Below are 25,213 nucleotides of genomic sequence, written 5' to 3'. Positions count from 1 at the left end.
AGATCTTACTTTTAAAAGGAGGCATTTACACCGAAGGTGATGGTGCGCGAGGGGGTGAAGCGGTTCTGAGTGGTGCCGTTGAAGTTCTGGTTGACATCCATACCCGTCCGGGTGGTTTTGAGGAACAGATTTTCTCCGTTCGCAAATACCCGTAGGGAAGTCATTCCGATCCGGCTCATCAGCTCGATCGGCAGATCGTAGGAAATATTGGCCTGACGGAGCGCGAGATAATCCGAATCCACCAGGAAGCGACTCGAACCGGCATTGAAGTTGTTGGCCTGGGAAGCGTCCATGCGCGGCACATTGGTGACGTCGCCGGGCTGCTGCCAGCGGCTAAGCACTTCGGTGCTGAGGGCGGAGCCATAGCTGTTGTTGTCCAGCAAGTTGGCCAAGTTGGTGTCGTAGGTCTGTCCGCCGAGCTGATAAGTGAACAGGAAACCGAAGCGCAGATTACCAATCCGGAATTTGTTGGTAAAACTCCCGAAGACATCGGGAATAGCTGTACCGACAAAGGCAAACTGAGCGTTGTTCGCTTCCGTGGTGACGGTCACACCGTCCACCGTGCGCACGTCGTCGCCGGTTGCGTCGCCTTCGGAATCGAGTACGTAAAGCGCGGCGCCATCCGCCGGGTCAACGCCGTAGAAGTCACGCAACCAGTAATCATAGATCGAACCGCCGACCACAAGCTTTTTACTTCCGTTGATGATTTCCTCCTGGGGGAGTTCGGTAAATTCGTTGTGGATGGTGGAGCCGTTTACGTCGAGCGTCCAGTTGAACTTGGGTGTGTTGATGATGCTGGCGGAAAGGCTGATTTCGATGCCACGGTTAAACATAGATCCGATGTTGGCATTTACGGCATCGTTGCCCGTCGAGAGCGGGAGGGGAACTTCGAAAAGAAGGTTATCCGTTACCCTGTTGTAGTACTCTACCGAACCCGACAGTCGGTAGTCGAAAAACCCGAATTCAACGGCTACGTCACTCTGGGCGTTGGTTTCCCACTCCAGAGTAGGGGAACCCAGCGAACCCACCAGGATGCCGGGTTCGGATGCGTTATTAAAGCCAAGGTTGAACAAGGCCTGACTAGCGTAAAAGCTCAGTGCACCGTTGTCCAGGTTGGAATCGTTACCTACCTCACCGTAGGAACCACGGAGTTTCAGCACATCGATCCACGAGACGTCAGCGATGAATGCTTCCTGGTCCAGGCGCCAGGCGGCACCGACGGAAAAGAAGTTACCCCACCGCACGCTTTCGTCGAAGCGGGAAGAGCCGTCGGCCCGGAAAGAGCTGGAGATGAAGTATTTGTTGTCGAAGTCGTACTCGGCCCGAGCCAGGTAGCCCTCCGTGGTGTACCTCCGTGTGAAGGACTCCAAATCGGAGGTGGTCGTGAAGTTGATCAGTTCGGTGTTGCCCGTTGCGATCAATCCCGTACGGAATCCGGTAAGGTAGTTGAACTCGTATTCGAAGCTCTCGTGACCGGCAAGCAGGCTCACACTGTGCGCACCGAAGGTCTTGCCATAATTGAGCAACTGGTTGTAGCTGATGGAAGAGGTAACGGAGTTGATGCGGAATGCCCGTCCGTCAGGAGCGGCATCACCCACTATAGGGTTACCGAAGATCTCGTTGTTGAAGCTCTGACGGTCCAGGCCCGCGTTAAGCGTAAACTTGAAATCCTGAAGAAAGTAAAAATCCACAAAGGCACGGGCTCCCATGGTGTTTCGCTTCTCCTCATCGATATTGAGAATGGTTTCCTGTACGACGTTGCGTCCGTTGGTATTACCGATGCGGTCATCGCCGAGGTTAAAGATGCGCTCGCCGTTATCGTCCAGAACGTACTCGCCGGTTACCGGATCGTGCTCGTAGAGAGGATAGATGGGTGCGATGTTACGGGTGGAAAAGAATGGGTTGACGAAGCTGGTACTACCGCCGTCGGCCGCCTGATTGGTGGTGGAGGTCGCCAGGTTAGCATTCAGTCCGGTCTTGATCCACTTCCGGGGCTGGGTGGCTACATTCATTCTGCCCGATACCCGTCCGAAATCGGCGCCAAGGATCCAGCCGGTATCGTCGATGTAGCCCAGGGAGGTAAAGTAAGAGGTGGTTTCCGTACCGCCCTGGTAGGAGATGTTCGCCTCCGTCCGGTTGCCCAGGCGGGTAAGGGCATCCTGCCAGTTCAGGTCATCGCCGTAGAGCAACTGGGCATTGGGGTTAAGGCGCCCGTCGGTACCCACTACCAGGCTGTCCGCCACGTTGTAGGGATTGACCCCCAAAGATTTCACGATCTCACGCGATGCCTGCCGGTTGGCATCTTCACGACTTATTTCACTCGTCGACTCGAGGCTGTTGCGCAGCCCCTCCCACTGGATTTCGTAGTACTGTCCCGGGCCCAGCCGGTCGTACTCCGGGATGGCGCGGCCGCTAAAGCCCTGGCTTACGTTGACGTTGAACCGCGACTGTCCCGCTTTGCCTTTCTTGGTAGTAATGAGGATTACGCCATTGGCGGCCTTAGCTCCGTAGAGGGCGGTGGAGGAAGCGTCTTTCAGCACCGTCAGACTTTCGATGTCATTGGGGTTGATGCTATTCAGGCTTCCGGAGAAAATGATACCATCGACTACGTATAGCGGATCGGAGGAAGCATTTACCGATCCGAAACCACGAACCCTTACGGGCGAACTGGCACCCGGCTGTCCGCTACCCGGAGAGTACTGGATGCCCGGTGCCCCCTCGATGGCGGCCGTAATGTTAGTCACCGCCCGACCCTCCAGGGCCTCCGAGTTGATCTGGGTTGCCGATCCGGTAAAGGAGCTCTGTTTTGCGGCGCCCCCGTAAGCGGTCACGATAACCTGTTCGAGCGCAATGCTGGATGCACCCATCTCGACATCAATGGTGGTCTGGGTACCGACGGGAATCTGTAGTGTTTCCATACCGGTGTAGGAGAAGACCAGTACGTCGTCGGAATTAGCCGCAATGGAGTAATTCCCGTCAAAATCGGTGACGGTTCCCGTAGTGGTGCCGTCCACCTGTACGGTCACGCCGATCAACGGATCACCACCGTCTGCATCGATCACCGTACCAGTGATCGCCTGGGCGTTTACCGCCAGTCCCGGTAAAAGGAATGGTAGTAAAAGCACCATTTTTTGAATGGAGTAAAGAAATTTCATGCTGTTGGTATGATTAGGAAATGTAAAGAACGTATTAATCCTGAACCCGCTGTAAGGGGCCTATAAGCACTTAGATAAGCAAAGGCTTATCGCCGTGCGGTGTGTATACTGTCCCCTTTACCGTGCAATGACGTGAATCACTCGCCCAGCCTTTTCCCTAAGCCTCGCCCAATGTACTGCTTTGTTGTTTGCAAGCACAAGTGTTTATGCGACAATGGATAAACTCAGCCACTTCATTGTTTAATAAAACATCCCCGCCACCGTCCCCGTCATCAAACAGGCCACCGTACCGCCGAGCAGGGCGATCATTCCCAGCTCGGTCAGGTTCTTCCGTTGGCCGGGCGCGATGGCACTGATGCCACCGACCTGGATGCCGATACTCGCGAAGTTGGCAAAGCCGCAGAGGGCATAGGCGGCGATCAGTACGCTCTTCGGGTCCAGGGTAGCTCCGGATGCCTGTACGGTGCGGAAGGTATCGTAGGCTACGAATTCGTTAATGACGGTCTTGAGGCCGAGCAATTGCCCCACCACGGTGATGTCCTGCAGCGGTACGCCGATCACCCAGGCTACCGGTGCGAAGACGAGGGCCAGTAGGTAAGTGAAGCTGAATCCTTCGAAGCGCCCGTCGGTCGATGCCGCGATGGCCGCATTCCAGTTGGCATCCGTGAGTCCGAGGTAAACGGCCAGGTCATTAGCCAGATCGGTACCGCCCACGAAAAAGACGTTGAGCATGTAAATCAGGGCGGTAAACACCAGCAGCATTGCCCCGACATTAATGGCCAACCGCAGGCCGTCGCCGGTGCCCCGACTGATGGCGTCGAGCAGGTTGTTGCTGTCGTCGGCGGCCATCTCCAGGCGCTGGTCGCGCTCCGGTTGCTTGGCCTCGTGGGGATCGTCGGTAGCACTTCCGGTCACTTCCGCCAGCTCCAGGCGATCCTCCGGCAACAACATTTTCGCGCATACAATGGCCGCCGGGGCCGAAATGATGCTGGCCGTCAGCAGGTGGCGGGCAAAAAACTGCTGGCTCGCTTCGTCCACCCCACCCAGAAAACCAATGTAGGACACGAAGACGCTGCCCGCAATCGTAGCCATACCCCCCACCATCACGCACAACAGTTCGGAACGGGTCATGCGCTCCAAGTAGGGTTTTACCACCAGGGGGGCCTCGGTCTGTCCGATGAAAACATTTGCCGCGGCGGCCAGACTTTCCGGGCCGCTCAGTCCCATCCCCTTGCTCAGCAGCCAGGCCAGACCGAAGACCACCTTCTGCAGAATGCCCAGGTAGTACAGGATGGCCGAAAGGGCCGAAAAGAAGACGATGGTCGGCAGCACCTGAAAGGCAAAAATGTAGCCGAAGCTGTCGAGGTCGTTCACAATGTTGCCGAACAAGAACTCAGAGCCGGCCGCCGTAAATTCCAGCGTCTTGCGGAACCCCGCCGCGATGTAATCGAAGATCACGCTGACCCCGTTCACCTTGAGAATCAACACGGCCAGTACGAACTGCATCGCTACACCGATCCCCACGAGCTTCCAGTCGATCGCCCGGCGGTTGGCACTGAAGGCGTAACATACCGCCAGCATTACGCTCATGCCGAGTGCGGTGCGAAAAAGATCGTAGAGAAAATCCATGGCGGTATTTGGGTAGGGCGCAAGGTAGGTATTCCACTGCACCTGCGCCCCCGCCAAACCAGTCTGGCGCCGTAACGTACCTTCGCCCCCGTATGGCAACACCTTTCATCATCGGCATCACCGGCGGCAGCGGCAGCGGCAAAACCACCTTCATCAGACAACTGCGGGAGGGCCTGCCCGACGATAAGGTTTGCCTGCTGAGTATGGACGACTACTACGTGCCCCGCGAAAAGCAGCAGAAGGACGATAGCGGCGTCCATAATTTCGACCGACCCGCCTCGATCTACCGCAAACAATTCGTCCGGGACCTCAAACTGCTGCTCAACGGACAGACCGTCCAGCGGGAAGAGTACGTCTTCAACAACGAACTGGCTACCCCCCGCATGCTCACCTTCGAGCCGGCACCGGTAATTATCGTGGAGGGGCTCTTTGTTTTTCACTACAAGGAACTCCGTAAGTTGCTCGACCTCAAGCTCTTCCTCCACGCCAAGGACAACCTAAAGGTCGTACGACGGATCAAGCGCGACCGGGTGGAACGCAATTACCCCCTCGACGACGTACTCTACCGCTACGAGCACCACGTGCTGCCGGCCTACGAGAAGTACGTGCAGCCCCACATGGAACGGGCCGACATCATCGTCAACAACAACACCGACTTCAACATGGGACTGGCGGTCGTGCGGGCGTTCGTAGAAAAGAAGGTTGCGGCGGACTGAATAAGCTTGGGCGGCGGGGCGCAGGAGCAGGCCAATCAGTGACGCCGCTGGGCCAACATCCACTCATAGAGCTTGGGATCGTCGTAGGCGGGATCCCAGGCGTTGTGGCCCACCCCCTCGTACAGCGTCAATTTCGGCTTCGGCGTCATACGCTTGCGCTGCAAATTCTCGATCATATCCACGGATTCGCTCGGGTGGATCAGCTCGTCCTCCGTGCCGTGGTGCACCCATATCGGTAGATCATTCGGGATCCACATATCGTAGGAATGAGCAACGGCTCCACATACGGGAACCAGGGCAGCAAACCGCTGCGGCGTGTGCATGGCCAGGGTCCAGGCGGCGAAGCCGCCCCGGCTAAGTCCGGTTAGGTAGACCCGGTTGGTGTCCACCCGGTTCGCGGCCAAGAAGTCGTCGAGCAGGTAGCCCAACCCGACGTTGTCCCAGAAGCCGCGCTCGAAGCGGTTCTGGGGAGCCAGCAGAATGAAGGGGAAGTTCGTCCCGGCGGCTATCCGTTTCGGCGGACCGTGACGCTTGACCTTCTCCAGATCGCGGCCGCCCTCCCCTCCCCCGTGCAGGAACAGTACTAAGGGATAATCCTGGGTAGAGGTATCGTACCCCTCCGGATAGTACACCAAGTAGTGCATGGAATCTCGCCCCAGATCGATGCTTCCCCGATCGAACTGTGCGGAGAGGGAAAACGAGCAGGCCGCAAGCAGGAATAACGTAAGCTTCATCTCCGAAAGATAGTCGATCGAACTACGTCGTGCCGACCGGACGCTGAATCAGGTCCCAAAGATTGCCGTAGAGGTCGGCGAAGACGGCCACCGTCCCGTATTCTTCTACGGACTTCTCGCGTACGATGGTCACGTCGTACTTTTCCAGCCGTTGGTAGTCGCGGTCGAAGTCGTCCGTTTCGAGGAAGAGGAACACCCGGCCGCCGGTCTGATTGCCTACCGCGGCAAGTTCCTCCTCGTTCTTTGCTTTTGCCAGTAGTATGGCCGCTCCGTTTTCCGTGCCCCGCGGCCGTACGCGTACCCAGCGCTTTTCGGGGGAGAGTTCGGTGTCTTCCAGTAGGTCGAATCCGAGGATGTCGACGTAGAAGGCGATGGCGGTATCGTAATCGTCCACGACCAGTGCGAACTGGGCAATGCGTTGCTTCATCGGGGCAAGGTAAGGATATGTGGCACCGCCGATTGGAAATGGTACACCCCGAAATTGTAAATTGTAAATTAATGTCCTACCTTTGCGCTCCATTTGTAAAAAACGGTGCCATGCCTAAGATGAAAACGCACAGCAGTGCAAAGAAGCGCTTCAAGATTACCGGTAGCGGTAAGGTGAAGCGTTTCCAGGCTTACACATCGCACATGATGCGCAACAAGTCCAAGAAAGCCAAACTGCGTCTGCGTGACGGAGCCCTGGTTTCCGAGGCCGACGAGAAGCGCATCAAGCGCCTTTTGTGTAAGTAAATTTTTTAACGAGAGTACGGGCCCAAAGTACCACTACCGGTCTCCGTGCTGTACTAAAACTAGCAATTATGCCACGTTCAGTTAATGCGGTTGCCAGCCGCGCGCGCCGCAAGCGCATCCTCAAGGCCGCCAAGGGATACTTCGGCGCCCGCTCCAAAGTCTACACCGTAGCGAAAAACGCCGTCGACAAGGGCTACAACTACGCCTACCGCGACCGCCGCAACAAGAAGCGCGTATTCCGCCGCCTCTGGATCGCCCGCATCAACGCCGCCGCCCGCCAGAACGGCACCACCTACAGCCGGCTGATGCACGGGCTGAGCACCGCCGGTGTCGGACTCAACCGCAAAGTGCTCGCCGACCTGGCCATGCACCACCCGGTCGCCTTCACCGCCGTCGTGAACAGCGTGAATAAGTAGGCGCGCCGCCTGCCCAACGTTTTAAAAAAAAGCCCCTTCGATTCGGTCGAAGGGGCTTTTTGCGTCAGCGGCAACCGCAGGGGTTGATGTCGGATATTTACCCTACTTTCCTGACCTCAACACTCTCCACCCGCTATGCGTAACTACCTTATTTGTCTGCTTCTCCTGGTTTTTCTTGCTCCTGCGTCCGCGCAAAATGCCGCAAAAGCCGGTCTTTCGACCGTCGGACTGGAACGCTACGGAGACTGGCTCGAACGGGAAATAGCCGAAGGGCGGATCCCCATGGCCGAAGCCCTGATCTACCGCAACGGCGAGATCGGCTACCATGAGCTCCTGGGCACGGAAAATTTAGGTACCGGAACAGCGCTCGGAAAGGACCGCATCTTCCACCTGATGTCGATGACCAAGCCGATCGTGAGCGTAGCCTTCATGATGCTGTATGAGGAAGGCCATTTTCAACTGAACGATAAGGTATCCAAGTATCTGCCCGAGTTCAAGGACCTACGCGTAGCGCGCAACGACAGCACGGGCATCGCGGTAGCTTCCGACCCCGTTGAGCAGGAAATCACGATCGCGCAAGTGATGTCCCATACGGCCGGCTTCTCCCACGGCCTGGGAGGCACGAAACTCGACAACGAGATCGCGGGAGCGCTCTACTTCCGCCCGCAGGCCGATATCGCGGCACGGGTGAACACGCTGGCCGGACTGCCACTGGTCGCCGAGCCGGGTACAAAGTGGTACTACAGCGCCTCTCCGGACATTCTGTCGCGCCTCATTGAGGTGTTTTCGGGAATGACCACCCTGGAGTTTTTGCAGCAACGGCTCTTCGACCCCCTCGGCATGAAGGATACGGGATACAATATCCCCGCGGAAAACACCGCGCGCCTGGTCACGAGTCACGAGATCGGCAACAGCGGTCTGGCCGTTGCGGGGCGCCAGCTTCCCAGTACCGGCAATACGATATACGGCGGCACCCACGGCCTGTACTCTACCGCGAAGGACTACCTGCAGTTTTGCCGTATGCTGCTCAACCAGGGCGAGCTGGACGGGCGTCGCTACCTCAGTCGCAAAACCGTGGAAATGATGACCGCGAATCACGTCGGCGACCTCATCGGCAACGGCTGGGGCTTCGGGCTGGGCTTCGGCGTAGTGGTCGACGTGCCGGCAACGGGCATCATCGGATCGGAGGGTCAGTACTACTGGAGCGGGGCCTACAGTACCTACTTCTTCATCGATCCGAAGGAAAACATGATCTCCATACTGCTGTCGCAGCGTTCGCCCTATTCGGGTTACCACTCCGATATGATGCGGCAGATGGTGTACCAGGCGATCGGAGACTGAAACCGGTAGGGTAAAAAAGTAATCCTCCATCCGGTTACTTCGCCTGCGCGAGAACGGGGATGGAGGATTACTGCTAGGAATAAGCAGAACGGCGCGATTACTTTCGCGACACCTTCTTGCTCTTCGGGGCGGCGATCACGTCCACTTCGCGGTCCAGGATCATACGGTTGTACTCCGGTACCCGCTCGGCGACGATGCGGTTGTACGCTTCGATCTCCGCATCGATCTGGGCGGTAAGCTCTTCCTTCACCTGGTAGGCGGCGGCGGTAGGCTTGTAGGTGCCGATGCCGGTCAGGCTGTTGAGGTGGGCCAGCTTATTGGTCAGCCGGATCGGGAAGTTCAGGGGATCCTGGCCGCTGCGGTTCTTGGTCTGGTAGAGGGTCTCCTCGATAGTGGTCAGGCTATCGACAATTTCCTTTCCGTAGTCAATGATCGCTTCGTCGGCGATCCGGTCCTGGAAGTCGTTGATCTGATCGCGGAGCTTCCGCAGGTCGATGATTACCTGGTGGGCCTCGCTGGTTTTGTCCTGCACCTCCTTCATGAAGGTAAACTGCGCCTGACGGTCTTCTTCGGAAGCCTGCACCCGGGGATCGGCCTTGATGGTAAACGGCTGGGTCTGCATCCGCTCCCCGTACTTGAACGAGACGGTATAGTCACCGGGCAGGGCCATCGGTCCGCCGGCACCGGCCCACCACAGGATCATACCGGGTACTTCCACCCCGTCGGGATACCGCATGTCCCAATTGATGACCTGCCCGCCTGATTTGAGCTCCAACTTGTTTTCCTTCTCCTTGGCGGTGGTGCTCCAACTGCGGATGGTATCGCTGCCCTGAAGTACCGACAGTACCATTGGCATGGTGTCCTTGGCTACTTCTTCGCTCAGGAAGAGGTGGAAATTGACGCCGCCGGGATGATTCTGGCCGGCGGTGCGGCTGCTGCGGCTGCTACCGCCCATACGCCACGCATCGGCGGGTTTGAAGAGGTGGAAGTCGGGGTTTGCGGCAACGGCATCCAGTTGCTGTAGCGGCGTAAGGTCGTCGATGATCCAGAAACTACGGCCCTGGGTAGCGATGATCAGGTTGTCGTCCTTAAAGGTGAGGTCGGTGACGGGCACGATCGGCATGTTCTGCTGGAACTTGCGCCAGTCCTTGCCATCGTTGAGGCTCATATACAGGCCGCTTTCCGTTCCTGCAAAGAGTACTTCCGGATTGCCGGGGTACTGCCGCACCACCCGGGTGAAGTGGCCGCGGTCGATGCCGGCATCAATTCTTTTCCACGTCTTGCCGTAGTTGGAAGAGTGGTACAGATAGGGGGTGTAATCTCCGGTCTTGTAGGCCGTTCCCGCGGCATAGATTCCGCCCGTGCCGCGCTGATCGACGTCGAGGCTGTTCCACATGACGTACTTGGGGGCATCCTTGGGAGTCACATCCGTCCACGTTTCCCCGTTGTCGCGGGTCACGTGGATGAGTCCGTCGTCGCTGCCGGTCCAGATGACACCGGGCTCCTTGTGGCTTTCCGTAGCGGCAAAGATGGTGGCGTAGTATTCGACGCTGGTGTTGTCCTGGGTGATGGGACCGCCGCTGCTCTTCAGCTTTTCGGCTTCGTTGCGGGTGAGGTCGGGGCTGATGATCTCCCAGCTTTCTCCTTCGTCGGTACTGCGGTGGACGTGCTGACTGGTGGTGTAGAGCACCTTCGGATCGTTGGGGCTGAAGAAGATCGGGAAGTTCCACTGAAAGCGGTACTTCATCCCCTCGGCACCGTAGCCCATCGGGTTGTCGGGCCAGACATTAATGGCGCGCACCTGATTGTTCTCGTGGTCGTAGCGGGTAAGGAAGCCCCCGTAGCTGCCCCCGTAGACGATGTCGGGGTTGGTAGGATCGGGTGCGATGTGGGCCGATTCTCCGCCGGCCGTCTCCTCCCAGTCCGATTCGCCGATGGTGCCACCGTCGGTACGGTGCTGGATGCGGACGGTGGAGTTGTCCTGCTGTGCCCCGTAAATGCGGTAGGGAAAGCTGTTGTCCGTGGTCACCCGGTAGAACTGGGAGGTTGGCTGGTTGTGGTAGGTACTCCAGTTTTCGCCTTGGTCGAAACTTACCTGGGCGCCGCCGTCGTCGCCGATGATCATCCGCTCGTTGTCCTCCGGTGCGATCCACAGGTCGTGGTGATCGCCGTGGGGGGCGTTGTTCGACTCGAAGGTGCGCCCGCCGTCGGTGCTGTGGTGGTAGGAAACGTTCATCACGTAGACTCCGTCGATATCCTGGGGCTCGGCGTAAATACGGGTATAGTACCAGGCGCGCTGGCGCAGGGCACGGTCGTCGCTGCGGGCCGTCCAGGTTTCACCGGCGTCGTCGCTGACGTACACGCCACCCGCTTTCTCGTTTTCGATGATGGCGTAGACCCGGCTGCCGTCGACCGGACTGACCGCCACCGCGTTGATGCCCCAGATGCCCTTCGGCAGGCCCTTATTTTCGGTGATTTCCTTCCAGCTATCGCCGCCGTCGGTGCTCTTCCAGAGACCGCTGCCCTCTCCGCCGCTTTCGAGGCTGTAGGGAGTCCGGCGAATTTTCCAGGTGGAAGCAAAGAGTACGCGGGGGTTGGAAGGATCCATGCTCAGGTCAACGGCTCCGGCGCCCACATTGGCGAACAGGATGCGCTCCCAGGTCGTACCCCCATCCTTGCTGCGGTACACGCCCCGCTCTTCGGTATCCTTGTACAGATCGCCCATGACGGCGGCGTACACAAGATTGGGATCGCGGGGATGGACCCTTACGCGGGAGATGTGACGGCTGTTTTCAAGGCCGATCTGCTCCCAGCTCTTACCGCCGTCGATGGTCTTCCACATGCCGTAGCCGTAGGAGACGTTGCCGCGCACCGTCTTTTCTCCGCCCCCTACGTAGATGATATTGGGGTCGCTTTCGGCCACCGTGACCGCCCCGATGCTGCCGCCGAAATACCCATCGGAGATGTTGGTCCAGGTCTGTCCGCCGTCCTTGGTCTGCCACACGCCGCCGCCGGCAGCTCCGAAGTAGTAAAGGTTAGGCTTGTTGGCAACTCCCGTCACCGCAGCCGAGCGGCCGCCACGGAAGGGGCCGATGTTGCGAAATTCCAGGGAGGAGTAAAGGGTGGAATCAATATCCTGAGCCGTCACGGACAGTCCGCAACACAGCAGTAAAAGCGTCAAAAAGCGCATATATGGTAATTGTAGTTAGGGGCATCAAGATAAACAATCTCGCATTCTACTCCCCATTATCACCCCGATCGCCTCATACGACGGCGTGGAAGCTGGCGTCGCCGTATTTGCCGAGCCGGATGTTGGCCTGGTCGATGTTGAAGGCGTCGGGATTGAAATCCTGCGTCAGCCAGCCCGCCATTTCTTCGTGTTCGGGATGATTGGGATCTCTGAGTACGTCGAGCAAGCGTTTGTAGCCCGGAATGCCGCCGACGTCCTCCGGTGGGCAGGCACCCTGACCGGCTGTACAGATCGGGTAGTGACGCCGGGGTTCCGCCTCGGATTTTTCCTCCAGCAGGATGTCGTGGTACCAGCTGTCGCCGCTGTCGAACTCATAGCCGCACTGTTGGCCGACGGTAGTGAGCAGGTCGCAGAGGCGCGGTTCCTCGGTCGTGGGTAATTCACGGTCCATCTGGGGGAAGAACTGAAACTGCTCGGATCCCCGCCAGCCCACGGCCGCCTGTATGATGTGGTGGAGGCGGGTCTGCCGCACGTCGGCCGGCACCAGGATGCGGCGCCAGATTTCCGGATCGCTGCCGTCGATGGTTACCCGCAGACGGTAAATCTCCCGGCTGGGATCGGTGGTATCTTCCACCAGGTCGGTAAACTGTTCTTCCGTTTCCTCCAGCACCGGGGCGGGCGTCGCACTGGGCTCCGCGATGGTGGTGGGGACGGCAATGGGTTCCGTCGAAAGTTGCTTCTCGGTCTCGGTACCCAAAAGGGCGGCGAACGCCCGGGCGTAGTATTCTTCCAACTCCCCCGTTACCGCATCGACACCGGCGGTCTCCCGGTCGACAATCACGTCCCACAGCGCCAGCAAAAGTTCGTCCTTTTCCGGAACGGTGGAGACGGGTGGCTCATCTTCGCGCCGCTCGAAGTGCTCGAGGTAAGCGGCGTAAGCTTCGTTCACGTCCGCGGTCGTCAGGGTAGCATACTGACGGCGCACGTCTTCAGCTGCACTTGCCAGGGCTTGTTGTAAATTGTCGGTTGACATAGTCGATCTATTCGCGCAAAGATACACACTAGCCTTATGGCCATTTCGTCGCTCACCGGCTGCAAGGAAAAGCCGATCCTGAAGTTCTCAGACGGTCGCTTTCACGCCGTTGCCGACTGGGTAGCGGAAGAGGAACCTTTGGAAATTCGGGTCACGCACCGGGGACGTTCCCGCGCGGTAGCGATCACCATGCGCACCCCAGGCAATGACACCGATCTCGCTCTGGGCTTCCTCTTCACCGAAGGGCTCCTTCCCCCCGGCCAACAGTTGGGCGGCGGCGCGCGGGAGCAAGCTAATTCAGTGGAAATGCAGTGGCCCGCGGAACTGCCCCTGGAACTCGCGCGGGTGGAGCGACATTCCTACACCTCCAGCAGCTGCGGGGTATGCGGCAAAACCTCCCTGGAAATGGTGTACAACGCCCTACCCTTTCCGCAGGATCCGCAGCAGATGAGCGTTGCCCCCGAACTACTTTACCAACTACCCGATCGCCTGCGTCGCGCCCAGCAGCTGTTCGACGCAACGGGAGGAATCCACGCCGCGGGCCTGTTCGATACGGAGGGCACGCTTATCCACTTCGCCGAAGACGTCGGACGCCACAACGCCCTCGACAAGCTCATCGGTTACGGTTACCGCCACGATCTCCTACCGCTCACCGACCGCCTGTTGCTCCTCAGTGGCCGCGCCAGTTTCGAACTGCTACAAAAGGCCGCCATGGCCGGTATCCCCTTCGTGGCGAGTGTAGGCGCACCTTCCAGCCTGGCCGTAGAATTGGCGGAAGATCAGGGAATCACCTTGTGTGGGTTTCTCAAAGGGAACGGCTTCAATTGCTACACCCATGCCGAGCGAATCGCGCAACCAAACGGCAAATTTTGAATTTCACATTTTCAATTTCCAATTTCCAATTTTACATTTTCAATTTTAAAACGCATGTCCGAACTGACCCCGCCCCGCCTCACCGGCCTCGAACTCAAGGAGCCCTACGATAAGGCGGCCGGAATGTCAGCGCTGCGCTACTCGCTCAAGCACGTGACGGAGTACATGCACCTGGGGGAAGGACTGGAAACCCTGGCAAAGCTCAACCAAAAAGGAGGCTTCGACTGCCCCGGTTGCGCCTGGCCCGACCCGGACGGAAGCCGCACCCCGATGGCGGAATACTGCGAGAATGGAGTGAAGGCCATTGCGGAGGAAGCCACGAAACGCCGCGTCGGTTCCGACTTTTTCGCCCGGCATACGGTGGAGGAACTCGGTACCTGGACCGACTTCGAGCTCGGGAAAAGTGGTCGGATCGCCCAACCATTGCACCTGCGCCCCGCCGCCCAGCACTACACGCCGATCAGCTGGGCCGAAGCCTTCGACCTGATGGCCGATAAACTGCGGTCGATCGAACCGGACGAAGCCATATTTTACACTTCCGGACGGGCAAGTAACGAGGCGGCCTTTCTCTACCAACTTTTCGTACGGCAGTACGGCACCAATAACCTGCCCGACTGCTCCAATATGTGCCACGAAAGCACCAGCAAGGCCCTGGCCGAAGTGATCGGACTGGGAAAGGGCAGCGTGACCCTGGAGGACATCCACGAGGCCGATCTAATCATCTGCATGGGACAAAATCCCGGCACCAACCACCCCCGCATGCTCTCCGCCCTGGAGACGATGAAGGAGCGGGGCGGCCGCATGATCAGCGTGAACCCACTGCCGGAAACCGGACTGAAAAATTTCGTCAATCCCCAGCGCCCGCTGAAAATGGTGACGGGTGGTACGGACCTTACCGACCTGTTCCTGCAGGTTAAGATCAACGAAGACCAGTCGCTGCTGCGCGCCTGGCTGAAAATCCTCTACGACCGCGAAAAGCAGGCCCCCGGAGAATATTTCGACCAGACCTTCATTCGGGAACACACCTCCGGTTACGCCGCGATGGCGCAACTGCTGGAAGAAACCGACCTGGACTCCTGCATCGCCAACACCGGCCTGACGCGGGATGAAATCGAGGAGTCTGCCGGTCTGATCCACGGTTCCCGGCGCATCATCATCTGCTACGCGATGGGCCTGACCCAGCACGAGAACAGCGTGGACACCATTAAGGAGCTCGTCAACCTGCTGCTCGCAAAGGGAAGCATCGGCAAACCCGGCGCCGGTATTTGCCCGGTCCGCGGCCACAGCAACGTGCAGGGCGACCGGACCGTAGGCATCTGGGACAAGCTAAAACCCGAACTGGCCGAAGCCCTCCGCAACTATTACAACTTCGAGCCCCCCACCGAGGACGGTTACGACGTGGTCAAAAGCATCCACGCCATGGCGGAAGGAAAGGCTAAATTCTTTCTTGCCCTCGGCGGTAATTTCATCAGCGCCACTCCCGATACCGAACTGACGGCCAAGGGCTTGCGAAAGTGCGATCTGACCGTCCATGTTTCCACCAAACTCAACCGCAGTCACCTCGTGCACGGGCGCGAAGCCCTGATCCTGCCCTGTCTGGGGCGCACCGAGCGGGACCTACAGGCCAGCGGCGAGCAATTTGTCAGCTGCGAAAACAGCATGGGCGTCGTGCAAATGAGCAAGGGCGTACTGGAGGTCGAGGACATGGACCTACTGAGCGAGTGCGCCATCGTCTGCGAGCTGGCCCGGCGCACCCTGCCCGAATCGCGGGTACCCTGGGTGGCGTACCGCAAGGATTACGATCTGATCCGCGACGCCATTGCCGCCTGCATCCCCGGCTTCGAGCGCTACAACGAAAAAGTACGTGAGCCCGGCGGATTTAACCTGCCCAACGGACCGCGCAATCGCCGCTTCGACACCTCCGACGGCAAGGCGCAGTTCTCGACCACCCGCCTCACGCCCCACACCCTTGCGCCGGGAGAGTTCCTGATGACGACCGTACGCAGTCACGACCAGTACAACACCACCATCTACGGCCTCCACGACCGCTACCGGGGCATCCACAACGAGCGCCGGGTCGTGCTGATGCACCCCGAAGACATCGCCATGCTGGGCGGGACCGCAGGAGCAGTGGTCGATCTGAAGAGCAATTACCTGCGCAAAGAACGAACGGCAGAACGGTTTCAACTTGTGCCCTACTCCATCCCACGGGGCTGCATCGCTACTTACTTTCCAGAAGCCAACGTGCTGGTTCCCAGCGAGGTGACGGCCCGGGGGAGCAATTGTCCGATCAGCAAATCGGTGCGGGTACTCGTCGGCCCGCCGAGGTAGCTCGTCCGCCGAATATCTGACACTCGTCGGCCGACCGAGGCACGAGGCTCGTCCGCCGAGTAAACGGGTTGGCTTCTTCAGTTTAGTCGGCGGACGAGCTTAGGCTCGGCCGACGACAGGCCGGCTCACTCGTCGGCCGACCGAGGCACGAGGCTCGTCCGCCGAGTAAACGGGTTAGCTTTCTTACCCTAGTCGGCGGACGAGCTTTGGCTCGGCCGACGACGACGGGCCGATAACTACTTCTTCCCTTTCCTATTCTTCTTCCGCTTCTTGCCGCTTTTCAGTTTACTGCGGTGCTTCTGCAATTCCTGGCGGGTCATGGGGCGCTTTTTGTTAAGTTCCTTTTTTTCGTGGAAGGCGCCTTCGGGTGAGACCTGGATCTTTACCTCTGGAATGGGCTGGTTGGAGACGGGCATTTCCTCGGGGATGAGGGTGTCGGAGATTTCCACTTCCTCCGGGAAGGGGAGAACTTCGACGCGGCGGTCCATTAGGGTTTCAATGGATTCGAGGTGGGGCAGCTCCGCTTCGGTGGTGAAGGTGATGGCTGTGCCGGTGCGATCGGCCCGACCGGTACGACCGATGCGGTGCATGTAATTTTCGGGTAGGTCCGGGGTGTCGACGTTAATTACGTGAGAGACATCACTGAGGTCGAGGCCCCGGCTCACGAGGTCGGTGGCCAGCAGGATGCGGTGTTCTCCCGACTGGAAGCGGTCGAGGCTCCGGAAGCGGTAGTTTTGGCTCTTGTTTCCGTGGATGACGCCGATCTGTTCGGGGAAGTCTTCGTCCAGCCGATCAAAGATCAGGTCCGCGAATTTCTTGCCGGGGGTGAAGACCAGTACCCGGTGGTAGGTTTCGGAGTCCCCCAGCAAGTGCCGCAGCAGGTTGATCTTCGTATTGAAGTTCGGTACCCGGTAGTCGAGCTGACGGATGTTCTCCAGGGGGGTGCCGGTGGGTGCCGCTTCGACGGTTTCCGGAAAATCGAAGGTATCGGCAATAATGGCGTCCACCTCCTCCGTCATGGTGGCGGAGAACAACAGGTTTTGCCGTCGCTCGGGCAGCAGGTCGAATAGCTTCGTAAGCTGCGGCAGGAAGCCCAGTTCGAGCAGCTCATCCACCTCATCGATTACCAGTTGCTTTAGTGCCTTAAACTTGAGGCTACCAATGACAACAAGATCGTATAGTCGACCGGGAGTACCCACCACGATGTCGCAACCCTGTTCGACGGCCGCGGCATTTACCTTCAGGTTGACGCCGCCGTAGACTCCGACGGTCACGACGTTCATGTAGGCGGTCAGCTTCTCGATTTCCTCAACGACCTGAACGACCAGTTCGCGGGTGGGTACCACGATCAGGGTCTGGGGGTAGGGATGCTTTTGGAACTTCCACAGCCGGAGCAACGGCAGCAGAAAAGCCAGTGTCTTGCCGGTACCCGTTTGGGCGATGCCGACTACGTCGCGGCCGGACATGATAACCGAAAAGGCCCTTTCCTGAATGGGCGTCGGGTGCTCAAGGCCGAGATCGGCCAGGGCATTAAGCAGGGGATTCGAAAGGTTCAGGTCGGAAAAGCGTACGGACATACCCTTATCAACACTTCAGCCGGCCCCGGTTGACCCACCGGCAGAAAAATTAATCCGGCACGTTGCCGCGAACGTGCAGCTTGAAGGCGCTGCGGTACTCGGTGGCTGTCTTGCCGGTGTGCTTCTTGAAGGCCCGGTTAAACTGGCTTACGGTATTAAAGCCGCTGTCGTAGGCTACGTTCTGAACGGTACTGTGGTCGTCGGCCAGGAGCTTGCAGGCATAGACGATGCGGTAGTCGTTGAGGTAGGTAACAAAGGTCTTACCCGTAGTCTTCTTAAAGTACCGACAGAAAGCGGGCACGGTCATCGCGGCCACGCCGGCAATCTCGTCCAGGGGGATGTCTCGTTCGAAATTGGTGTGAATGAACTCCTGGATCTGGTTGAAGCGCTCGAAGCCGTGGGTCTCCACCTCCAGGTGAAATCCTTCCGCGTTCAGGTTTTCGTACTCTTCGCTGACCGCGAGGTCGTTGAGGATGTCGATGAGCAGCAACAATCGGCTGAGGGGGGGCAGGTCGATCAGTCGTTCCAGGCGGCTACCGACGATCGTGCGGGTGGTCCCGTGAAAACTAATGCCGTTCCGGGCCCGGTACATGAGCTCCTTGACCTTCCGCATCTCGGGCAATTCGAGAAAATCGCCGTGCGGGAAGTTATGGGCGAACTGGACGACCGTTTCCTTCTGGTTGCGGGTCATCCGGTCCGTAAAACCGAGGTGAGGCAGGTTAGATCCGACCAGGATTAGCTCTCCGTCGCGGAAGTGGCTGATGTGGCTTCCGACGTGCCGGCGACCGTGGCCTCCGCGGACGTACACCAGTTCCAGCTCCGGGTGAAAGTGCCACTTGGGCAGCTTATTCACGCGCAACTGCGGCTCTGGGTAATGCTTGACCAGGAAGGATGTACCGGGCGCGGGAATCACCTGTTCTCTCACAGGTTGCGTTTGCGTCTCCATTTGGTGTTGATTGGGGGAAAAAGTCGGCGCTTAAATACCGCCGTAGTACAAAACTTGGTAATGTTGAAACACCCTTTGGCAACAATAGTTAGCCGCGCCGGTACGCAGGAATTATCCCAGGCTGCGCATGCTTTACCCCCACCCGGAAGCGGGGTCAAAATCTGCGTGACGGTAGCCAATTTATGCATCGATCCACGTATCCCGGCGGCTGACCTTTGCAGTGCAAGGAGTTGATCACGGCCCCAGTGGTAACTCACCAAAAGGGCCAGGCATAAAACCTAATCGTATTTCTCAACCCCTATAACGCAACAACCATGAAAACCATTCTCTTCACCCTCCTGTTTTTGACCGCCGCCGCTACCCTGCCCGCTTCGGTCAATCCTTCCGACCTGATTGTCCGGGCCGATCCCGCCTCCCACACCCTGATCCTGCGTACCACTACCGGGATCGAAACCCCTACGACCCTGAAGATCGTAGACGCCGGCGGATTGGTGCTGCACTCTTCCAAGCTCGAGGCAGGCGACTACCTCAGCCAGCGCTTCAACCTGGACGCCCTACCCACTGGTGCGTATTCCGTTGTGATCTCCGACGTGCTGAGCAGCACCGTTCAACCCATCGTGATCACCGCCGAAGGGGTGCATGCCGACGCCGCCCTGGCTACCCGCACCTTCTTCCCCCAGGTCAACCTCAAGGATAAGTTGCTAACCGTCAACTACCTGAACGCCACCGGCCACAGCGTCAGCATTCGACTGTCCGACGGATTCGGCAACGAAGTCATTGCGGACCGTCTGCCCGGTACCACGAGCGTACAGCGCGCTTACAGCCTGGAGAACCTGCCCGCCGGCGAGTACTTCGTAACCGTAAATTCCGCTGACGTCAAAAACCACACAACCAGCATTTCGCTGAACTAAGAATTTTGCATGATCGACTTTAAGTTTCGCCCCTTCGCCGTTTCGGCGGGGGGGCCTTTTTTTGTGTACCCTCCACCCCATTTATCCTTGTTTGGTGTGGGCAACCGGCTACTGCCCTAAGTTCGAGTGGCCGCCCGTAACGCGTCCACCATGCGGTCCATCTCCTCGGGCCGGTTGTAGACACTTGGCGATACCCGGATGGCATCTCCCCGGTAACTCACGGAAATATGACGTGCACGGAACTCTTCTTCCACTCGTTCCACCGCAATATTCCGGGGCAGGCGCAGACCGACCAGGTGATTGGCCCGCTTTCGCGGCAGCGTGATCTTTAAATTAGCCAGGTCGTCGGTAATTTCCGCCCACAGTGCAGCGGTGTAGGCTTGCACCCCTTCCGGTTGCCACGCGCGGAGCTGATCGATCGCGGCCTGTTGCATCGGTATACTTAAAAAATTGCTGTGCTCCCCAACGGAGTACCGGCCTGCGAGGGGCCGGTAATCGTTTTGATAGTTGGCCAGTTGGCTGAAGTGCTGACTGCCGGCGCGGTTGATCCAGTTCTCCTCCAGAGGGACGCCACCGTCCATCCGCGGTCCGTACCAGGCGTAGCCACAGCCGTAGGGACCGAGCAGCCACTTGTATCCGGCAGCAATGAGCGCATCCGGCCGAATGCATTCCACATCGAAGGGATACGCGCCGATGGACTGGGTACCGTCGACGATCAACCAGCTTCCGAACGCGTCGGTTCGTCGGCGAATACTCGCTAGATCGAAGAGTGTGCCGTCCGACCAGTGCACCTGGGCCATTGCCACGGCTGCCGTGTCCGCGTTAATTGCATCGATAATTGCTTCGGACCAGTCCTGGTCGCCAGTGGGCCGGGCCACGGTGATCAGATGGGCCCCCGCTTCCTGACACAGTCGGTGCCAGGCGTAGTAATTGCTGGGGAACTGATCCTGGGCGACAATTATGTTTTGTCCAGCGCGCAGGGGCAGATTGCGGGCCACCGTAGCGATGCCGTAGCTCGCGGCTGGGATGAGGGCAATTCGTTCCGGCTCCTGGGCGCCGATGAGTCCGGCAAACGATTCGCGTAATCGCTCGACCGGGCTAAAGAATGCGTCGATTGGCATTCCGCTGTTTTCCTCCCGCCACTGCAGGGCCTGGCGGGCGGCCTCCGCACCCGCATTTAACTGTGGTGAGCGACTGGCCCCGTTGAGGTAAGCGTCGTAGTCGGCGAGGGGGAACAAATGGCGTTGGCAGTCTAACATACGGGGGGTTTGGGCGGGCAAGCGCGGGAGCAATGAACGACAATATATAGCCATCGAATCTGGTAACCGAACTTGCCATTTGACGTTGGGGTTGGTACACAAACCCCCGCCGACTTTTGACCACCCACATCCTCCTGTTGTTACTCGCCGGTATTGCACTACTGGGAACTTTCATCATTCCCAGTTTGATTCGCAACAAGATGGTGAGCCTGCCCATCATCTACGTGGCCTTTGGCTTCTTCATTTTTCGGCTGCCGCTCGATCTACCGCTCATGAATCCGGAAGACGCCCGGATCGACCGGCAATTGATGGAGTACATCACCGAGTTTATTGTAATCGTGAGCCTGGCGGCGACCGGGCTGAAACTGGATCGTAACCCTTCCCTAAAAAATTGGAGCGCGGGCCTGCTTTTACTGGGTATCGCTATGCCCCTAACGATCGCCGCAGTGGCCTTTCTGGGGTGGTGGTGGGCGGGACTGGCTCCGGCCACCGCAATCCTGCTCGGCGCGGTGCTGGCTCCTACCGATCCCGTGCTCGCGGCTAACGTTCAGGTGGGGCCTCCGAATGAGGATATTCCGGAGGACGACGTACGGTTCGGCTTAACGCTAGAGGCGGGGCTCAATGATGGACTGGCGTTTCCCTTTGTCTACCTAGCCATCGCGCTCGTCGATGCTACTTCGGTTGGCGATACCCTGTTTAAGTGGGCGTGGTGGGACTTTGGCTACCGGGTCGGAATGGGTACGTTGATGGGTATTGTTCTCGGAAAAATCCTGGCGTACGTCTTCTTTAAGTTTAAGGATAAGATGGCGGAGGTGAGGGAAACCGAGATCGAATCCGGTTTCTTCATTTTGGCTGCTACGCTGCTTACCTATGCGCTCACTGAATTAACCGAGGGGTATGGCTTTTTGGCCGTATTCGTCGCATCGGTAGTGAGCCGGCGTACCCGTACTGATGACATGGCAAAGGAAGCGGAGTTGGAGAGTTACGAGGCCGCAGACCAAGTGGAGCAGGCTGTTCTTGGTATATTTCTGATTGCTTTCGGGGGCATCATCGGCACCGGAGGACTGAATGACCTGACGCTCAACGGTGCACTTATCGGCGTGTTTTTGCTGTTGTTCATCAGACCGATATCCGGCTTCATCAGCTTTTTACCCTCCAAAATGCCCTGGGTGGAGAAGGTGGCCATCAGTTACTTCGGAATCCGTGGGGTAGGCTCGCTGTATTACCTCGCTTACGCCCATAATAGCGAGGCTTTTCCGGCAATCGATAGCATTTGGTCGATCGTAAACTTCACGATCCTATTATCCATCTTCTTGCACGGCCTGAGTGTTGGTCCCGTCATGAAGTGGGTCGACCGCAAAATGGGCCGGTCGAGGGAATAGCCTATCCGGTTATGAAGCGCGTCATTCCTCCGTCGACACTGATGGTTTGCCCCGATATGAATCGGGCGGCGGGTGACAACAAAAAGGCCGCCATCTCGGCAAATTCTTCGGGTTTACCCAACCTACCCAGTGGTACTTCCGCCAGAAACTGCTTCTCGACCGTCTCCTTCGATATGTCTTGCAACGCCGCCGCCTTTTCCAGCACGGTAGTGATGCGGGTTGTAGCGTGGTAGCCCGGAGCCAGTATGTTGGCACTAATTCCGTTCGGTCCCTCCTCGCGGGTAAGTGTTTTTACAAACCCGGCGACGGCCGCACGGAAGGCGTTACTCAGGACCAGGTTATCGATCGGCTGTTTGATCGACACGCTTTCGATGAACAGTAGGGTGCCATAATTAGCCTGACGCATCATGGGAAGTAGCGCCTTGGTCAGTTGAATCTTCCACCGCAGGGTGGTTGCGTAGGCGTTGTCCCATTCTTCCATCGAAAGGTCGAATACGGTACCGGGGGGTGGCCCGCCGGCGTTAAACACACATCCGGAAACCTTGTGCTCTATCAGTTGTTCTCCGACCACCCTGATGGAGGAACTGTCGCTCAGGTCCGCCGGAAACGCAATAAATTGTTCTCCGTGCTCCTCCGCTAAGTTGGATAACTTATCCTGGCTGCGGGCTACTCCGATTACGGTGGCACCCTCCTGAATTAGTTTTTCGGCGATCGCTCGCCCCAGTCCGCTACTTGCCCCGCCAACGGCGAAGGTCTTGCCGCTAATGTCTAAGTCCATGGAACCAAAGTACGGATTTAGCGCGCTACGACGGCCAGGGCTGCAGCCGGTTGTACGATGCGACCGGTAATGCGGGTCTCGGAAGACTCCCGGCCCGTATCGTGAATGATGCGGTAGGCGTCGCGGTACGTGAGATCCGGGTCGAGCGATTTCATCACGCCGATCAGGCCGGCTACGAAGGGGCAGGCCATGCTCGTGCCGCTGTAGCTCTTGTAACCATTGCCGGGTACGGTACTGTAAATGCCAACACCGGGTGCGGCGATGGCCATTTCGATGTTCTCGGTTCGGTTGCTGAAGGGGGCCCGTAGCAGCAACTGGTCGATGGCGGCCACCGTGATCATGCCGTCCGCATTGGCGGGCGCAAAGTCTTTAGCGTCCCGGTTTGAATTTCCGGCGGCGGCGACTACCACCGCACCGTTGCGGTGGGCGTACTCAATTGCGGCACTGTAGGCGCGCTGGCTGCTCTGGTTACTGCGGCCGCCCAGGCTTAGGGAGATCACATCGGCGCCTTCATCGGTTGCCTCGATGATTCCTGCGATGATCGTTTTCTGGGTTCCCATCCCTCCGGAACTCAGCACCTTGACCGAGCTCACCTCCACGAAAGGGCTATCGGCCGAGCCGGCCAGACTACCTATACCTATGCCGTTGTTGGTGACTCCGGCGGCAATGCCTGCACAGTGGGTACCGTGGCCGTGGGGATCGTTGTCGTATTTGCCCTCGATGGAGAAATAGTTATCTACCAGGTCCTCGTGGTTCCCGTCTACCCCGGTATCGAGAATGACCACTTTGGCCTGTTTGCGTGGTGTTTGATTTTTCAGCAGACGGTAATAGTCGTCCATGTTCAACACTTCCATTGCCCACTGCTCGCTGGTAAATGGATCGTTGATGCTCAATGAGGCGCTACGCGGTCCAGCCGGATCATTTGCCACGATAAAGGGTTCCACCTGAATCGTCTCGTTCGGTTCGGTATACAGCACCGTAGGAAGAGCGGAGAGTTGTCCGATCAGTTCCGGAAGCCGGTCGCCGCTCACTACATAGTAATTGTCGAGATAAGTTTCCGATGCCGCCTCCGGAAAGAAGGCTGCCTCTACCGTAAAGTTGTGGTCTTCAGCGAAGGACAACAGCTCGGCGGAAGAACTGCCTTCCCGGATTTCTACCAAATAGCTGTCCTCCAGCGGAAGGGCGGCTGCGGCTGTGCCAAGTTGTTGCTCGTCCGTATTAATGAGCTCATCGAGGTAGTGAACCGCGGCAAACATACCGAAGATGAGCACCACCGCCATCCAGACCGATATTTGCTTCTTGACGGCCATGGACTGCACGAATCCCACCATTCCGAGCATAATGAAGTCCTTCAGGATCTTCGGGAAGGCGCTGGCTGCCGTGGACACCGCGGTGAAGTCGGTCCAGAAAAGTAAACCGACACCGGCGTACGTCAACACCATCCAAACGGGGGCATCCTTCAGATCCCGGCGCCAGAACCAGAGGGACAGAACGATCGCGGTAAGAAGTAGCATGGTATCTATATTTTCCTAAATATAAGGATTATAGCTACGACGGCGCAGCCCTAATCGACAAATGGACGATAAGGGAACGCTGAGGGGTAGGGATGGGTTTTACCGCGGATTGCGCGGATTGGTTTCGCGGATTTGAACAGATTGGTTTCGCAGATTTGAACGGATTGGTTTCGCGGATTGACGCAGATTACTCCGCCGCTTATCTCGCCTGCCACGCCTACCACGCCTAATCTGCGCAAATCCGCGACCTACATCTGCCCTAATCTGCGGTAAGCTTTTCCTCCTCCTTCGTCCCCCCCAAACGGAGAAAGCCCCACCGCTGCACTAGCGATGAGGCTTTCATAAAATTGGCGGCGACCTACTCTCCCGGGATCAAGTCCAAGTACCATCGGCGCTGGGCAGCTTAACTTCTCTGTTCGGAATGGTAAGAGGTGATCCTGCCCGCTGTAGCCACCAAAGTCTTTGCATCCCGACTTCCGTAGTAGTAGTCGCCGGGATCGTTTCTTTGGTAACGATCAACAAGTTCGATAAGAGAGCTTCAGTCCTCTTCAAGTGGACTACTTACGATCAACATTAAGACCGATTACTTAAAACTAATACTTTTCCACAAGCGTGCTGCCTTATTTGGATTCTTACTCATAAGTCTCAGACCAGTTGATTCAACTTGTCATGATACACTCACTTCAAAGAAAAAAT

19 protein-coding genes and 1 rRNA gene are annotated in these 25,213 nt (G+C 58.0%); 8 read left to right on the top strand and 12 right to left on the bottom strand.

What is annotated here, in order from left to right:
* Positions 1 to 11: 11 nt before the first annotated feature.
* Entirely contained in the window at positions 12 to 3,155 is a 3,144-nt protein-coding gene (locus tag GGR28_RS00100; RefSeq protein ID WP_183493682.1) for a SusC/RagA family TonB-linked outer membrane protein, read from the bottom strand.
* A gap of 240 nt (positions 3,156 to 3,395) precedes the next feature.
* Entirely contained in the window at positions 3,396 to 4,784 is a 1,389-nt protein-coding gene (locus GGR28_RS00095; protein WP_183493681.1) for a NupC/NupG family nucleoside CNT transporter, read from the bottom strand.
* A gap of 92 nt (positions 4,785 to 4,876) precedes the next feature.
* Between GGR28_RS00095 and GGR28_RS00090 the strand changes: the two genes are divergently transcribed.
* Positions 4,877 to 5,500 carry a uridine kinase family protein gene (locus tag GGR28_RS00090; RefSeq protein ID WP_183493680.1) on the top strand — a complete coding sequence of 208 codons (624 nt, stop codon included), beginning with the start codon at positions 4,877 to 4,879 and terminating at the stop codon, positions 5,498 to 5,500.
* Between the two features lie 35 nt (positions 5,501 to 5,535).
* On the opposite strand, the gene GGR28_RS00085 is transcribed toward GGR28_RS00090, so the two are convergent.
* Positions 5,536 to 6,234 carry a carboxylesterase family protein gene (locus GGR28_RS00085; protein ID WP_183493679.1) on the bottom strand — a complete coding sequence of 233 codons (699 nt, stop codon included), beginning with the start codon at positions 6,232 to 6,234 and terminating at the stop codon, positions 5,536 to 5,538.
* A 22-nt stretch (positions 6,235 to 6,256) separates the two neighbouring features.
* The gene (locus GGR28_RS00080; RefSeq protein ID WP_183493678.1) at positions 6,257 to 6,661 is read right to left on the bottom strand and encodes a VOC family protein; all 405 of its coding nucleotides are present in this window, start codon (positions 6,659 to 6,661) and stop codon (positions 6,257 to 6,259) included.
* A gap of 110 nt (positions 6,662 to 6,771) precedes the next feature.
* On the opposite strand from GGR28_RS00080, the gene rpmI reads away from it, so the two are divergent.
* The 3 genes from rpmI to GGR28_RS00065 all read left to right on the top strand — a co-directional run bounded on the left by rpmI (position 6,772) and on the right by GGR28_RS00065 (position 8,723).
* Positions 6,772 to 6,966, top strand: coding sequence for a 50S ribosomal protein L35 (rpmI, locus tag GGR28_RS00075; protein ID WP_183493677.1), 195 nt, complete (start codon positions 6,772 to 6,774; stop codon positions 6,964 to 6,966).
* A 68-nt stretch (positions 6,967 to 7,034) separates the two neighbouring features.
* Positions 7,035 to 7,382 (top strand): 50S ribosomal protein L20, encoded by a 348-nt coding sequence (gene rplT, locus GGR28_RS00070; protein ID WP_183493676.1) that lies wholly within the window; start codon positions 7,035 to 7,037, stop codon positions 7,380 to 7,382.
* Between the two features lie 135 nt (positions 7,383 to 7,517).
* A complete protein-coding gene (locus GGR28_RS00065; RefSeq protein WP_183493675.1) occupies positions 7,518 to 8,723 on the top strand; it encodes a serine hydrolase domain-containing protein in 1,206 nt (401 codons plus the stop codon).
* Positions 8,724 to 8,820: 97 nt separating this feature from the next.
* Here GGR28_RS00065 and GGR28_RS00060 read toward each other — a convergent pair whose 3' ends face one another.
* Together GGR28_RS00060 and GGR28_RS00055 are read right to left on the bottom strand one after the other, a co-directional pair.
* On the bottom strand, positions 8,821 to 11,913 hold the full coding sequence (locus tag GGR28_RS00060; protein ID WP_183493674.1) for a WD40/YVTN/BNR-like repeat-containing protein: 3,093 nt from the start codon (positions 11,911 to 11,913) through the stop codon (positions 8,821 to 8,823).
* Positions 11,914 to 11,986: 73 nt separating this feature from the next.
* The gene (locus GGR28_RS00055; protein ID WP_183493673.1) at positions 11,987 to 12,946 is read right to left on the bottom strand and encodes a plasmid pRiA4b ORF-3 family protein; all 960 of its coding nucleotides are present in this window, start codon (positions 12,944 to 12,946) and stop codon (positions 11,987 to 11,989) included.
* A 36-nt stretch (positions 12,947 to 12,982) separates the two neighbouring features.
* Between GGR28_RS00055 and fdhD the strand changes: the two genes are divergently transcribed.
* Together fdhD and GGR28_RS00045 are read left to right on the top strand one after the other, a co-directional pair.
* Positions 12,983 to 13,819, top strand: coding sequence for a formate dehydrogenase accessory sulfurtransferase FdhD (gene fdhD / locus GGR28_RS00050; RefSeq protein ID WP_183493672.1), 837 nt, complete (start codon positions 12,983 to 12,985; stop codon positions 13,817 to 13,819).
* A gap of 54 nt (positions 13,820 to 13,873) precedes the next feature.
* Complete coding sequence (locus tag GGR28_RS00045) at positions 13,874 to 16,150, top strand: FdhF/YdeP family oxidoreductase (RefSeq protein ID WP_183493671.1); 2,277 nt, start codon at positions 13,874 to 13,876, stop codon at positions 16,148 to 16,150.
* Positions 16,151 to 16,386: 236 nt separating this feature from the next.
* On the opposite strand, the gene GGR28_RS00040 is transcribed toward GGR28_RS00045, so the two are convergent.
* Both GGR28_RS00040 and GGR28_RS00035 read right to left on the bottom strand, forming a co-directional pair.
* The gene (locus GGR28_RS00040; protein ID WP_183493670.1) at positions 16,387 to 17,727 is read right to left on the bottom strand and encodes a DEAD/DEAH box helicase; all 1,341 of its coding nucleotides are present in this window, start codon (positions 17,725 to 17,727) and stop codon (positions 16,387 to 16,389) included.
* 49 nt (positions 17,728 to 17,776) lie between these two features.
* Positions 17,777 to 18,652, bottom strand: coding sequence for a helix-turn-helix domain-containing protein (locus GGR28_RS00035; protein ID WP_319936683.1), 876 nt, complete (start codon positions 18,650 to 18,652; stop codon positions 17,777 to 17,779).
* A gap of 335 nt (positions 18,653 to 18,987) precedes the next feature.
* Here GGR28_RS00035 and GGR28_RS00030 point away from each other — a divergent pair, with 335 nt between their 5' ends.
* Entirely contained in the window at positions 18,988 to 19,584 is a 597-nt protein-coding gene (locus tag GGR28_RS00030) for a hypothetical protein (protein ID WP_183493668.1), read from the top strand.
* A gap of 116 nt (positions 19,585 to 19,700) precedes the next feature.
* Here GGR28_RS00030 and GGR28_RS00025 read toward each other — a convergent pair whose 3' ends face one another.
* Complete coding sequence (locus tag GGR28_RS00025) at positions 19,701 to 20,843, bottom strand: aminotransferase class V-fold PLP-dependent enzyme (protein WP_183493667.1); 1,143 nt, start codon at positions 20,841 to 20,843, stop codon at positions 19,701 to 19,703.
* A 116-nt stretch (positions 20,844 to 20,959) separates the two neighbouring features.
* Between GGR28_RS00025 and GGR28_RS00020 the strand changes: the two genes are divergently transcribed.
* Positions 20,960 to 22,225, top strand: a complete 1,266-nt coding sequence (locus GGR28_RS00020) for a cation:proton antiporter (protein WP_183493666.1) — start codon at positions 20,960 to 20,962, stop codon at positions 22,223 to 22,225.
* A 1-nt stretch (position 22,226) separates the two neighbouring features.
* Here the strand turns inward: GGR28_RS00020 and GGR28_RS00015 are convergent, their stop codons facing one another.
* The 3 genes from GGR28_RS00015 to rrf form a co-directional block, all read right to left on the bottom strand.
* Positions 22,227 to 23,003: an SDR family oxidoreductase gene (locus GGR28_RS00015; protein ID WP_183493665.1), complete on the bottom strand. Its 777-nt coding sequence runs from the start codon at positions 23,001 to 23,003 to the stop codon at positions 22,227 to 22,229.
* Between the two features lie 17 nt (positions 23,004 to 23,020).
* Positions 23,021 to 24,517 carry a S8 family peptidase gene (locus GGR28_RS00010; RefSeq protein ID WP_183493664.1) on the bottom strand — a complete coding sequence of 499 codons (1,497 nt, stop codon included), beginning with the start codon at positions 24,515 to 24,517 and terminating at the stop codon, positions 23,021 to 23,023.
* A 345-nt stretch (positions 24,518 to 24,862) separates the two neighbouring features.
* Positions 24,863 to 24,975 (bottom strand): 5S ribosomal RNA (gene rrf / locus GGR28_RS00005).
* Between the last annotated feature and the right edge of the window lie 238 nt (positions 24,976 to 25,213).

It is taken from the genome of Neolewinella aquimaris (genome assembly GCF_014197245.1).
In the GTDB taxonomy this organism is placed as follows: Bacteria; Bacteroidota; Bacteroidia; order Chitinophagales; family Saprospiraceae; genus Neolewinella; species Neolewinella aquimaris.
This window is presented reverse-complemented; position numbering and strand designations above follow the sequence as displayed.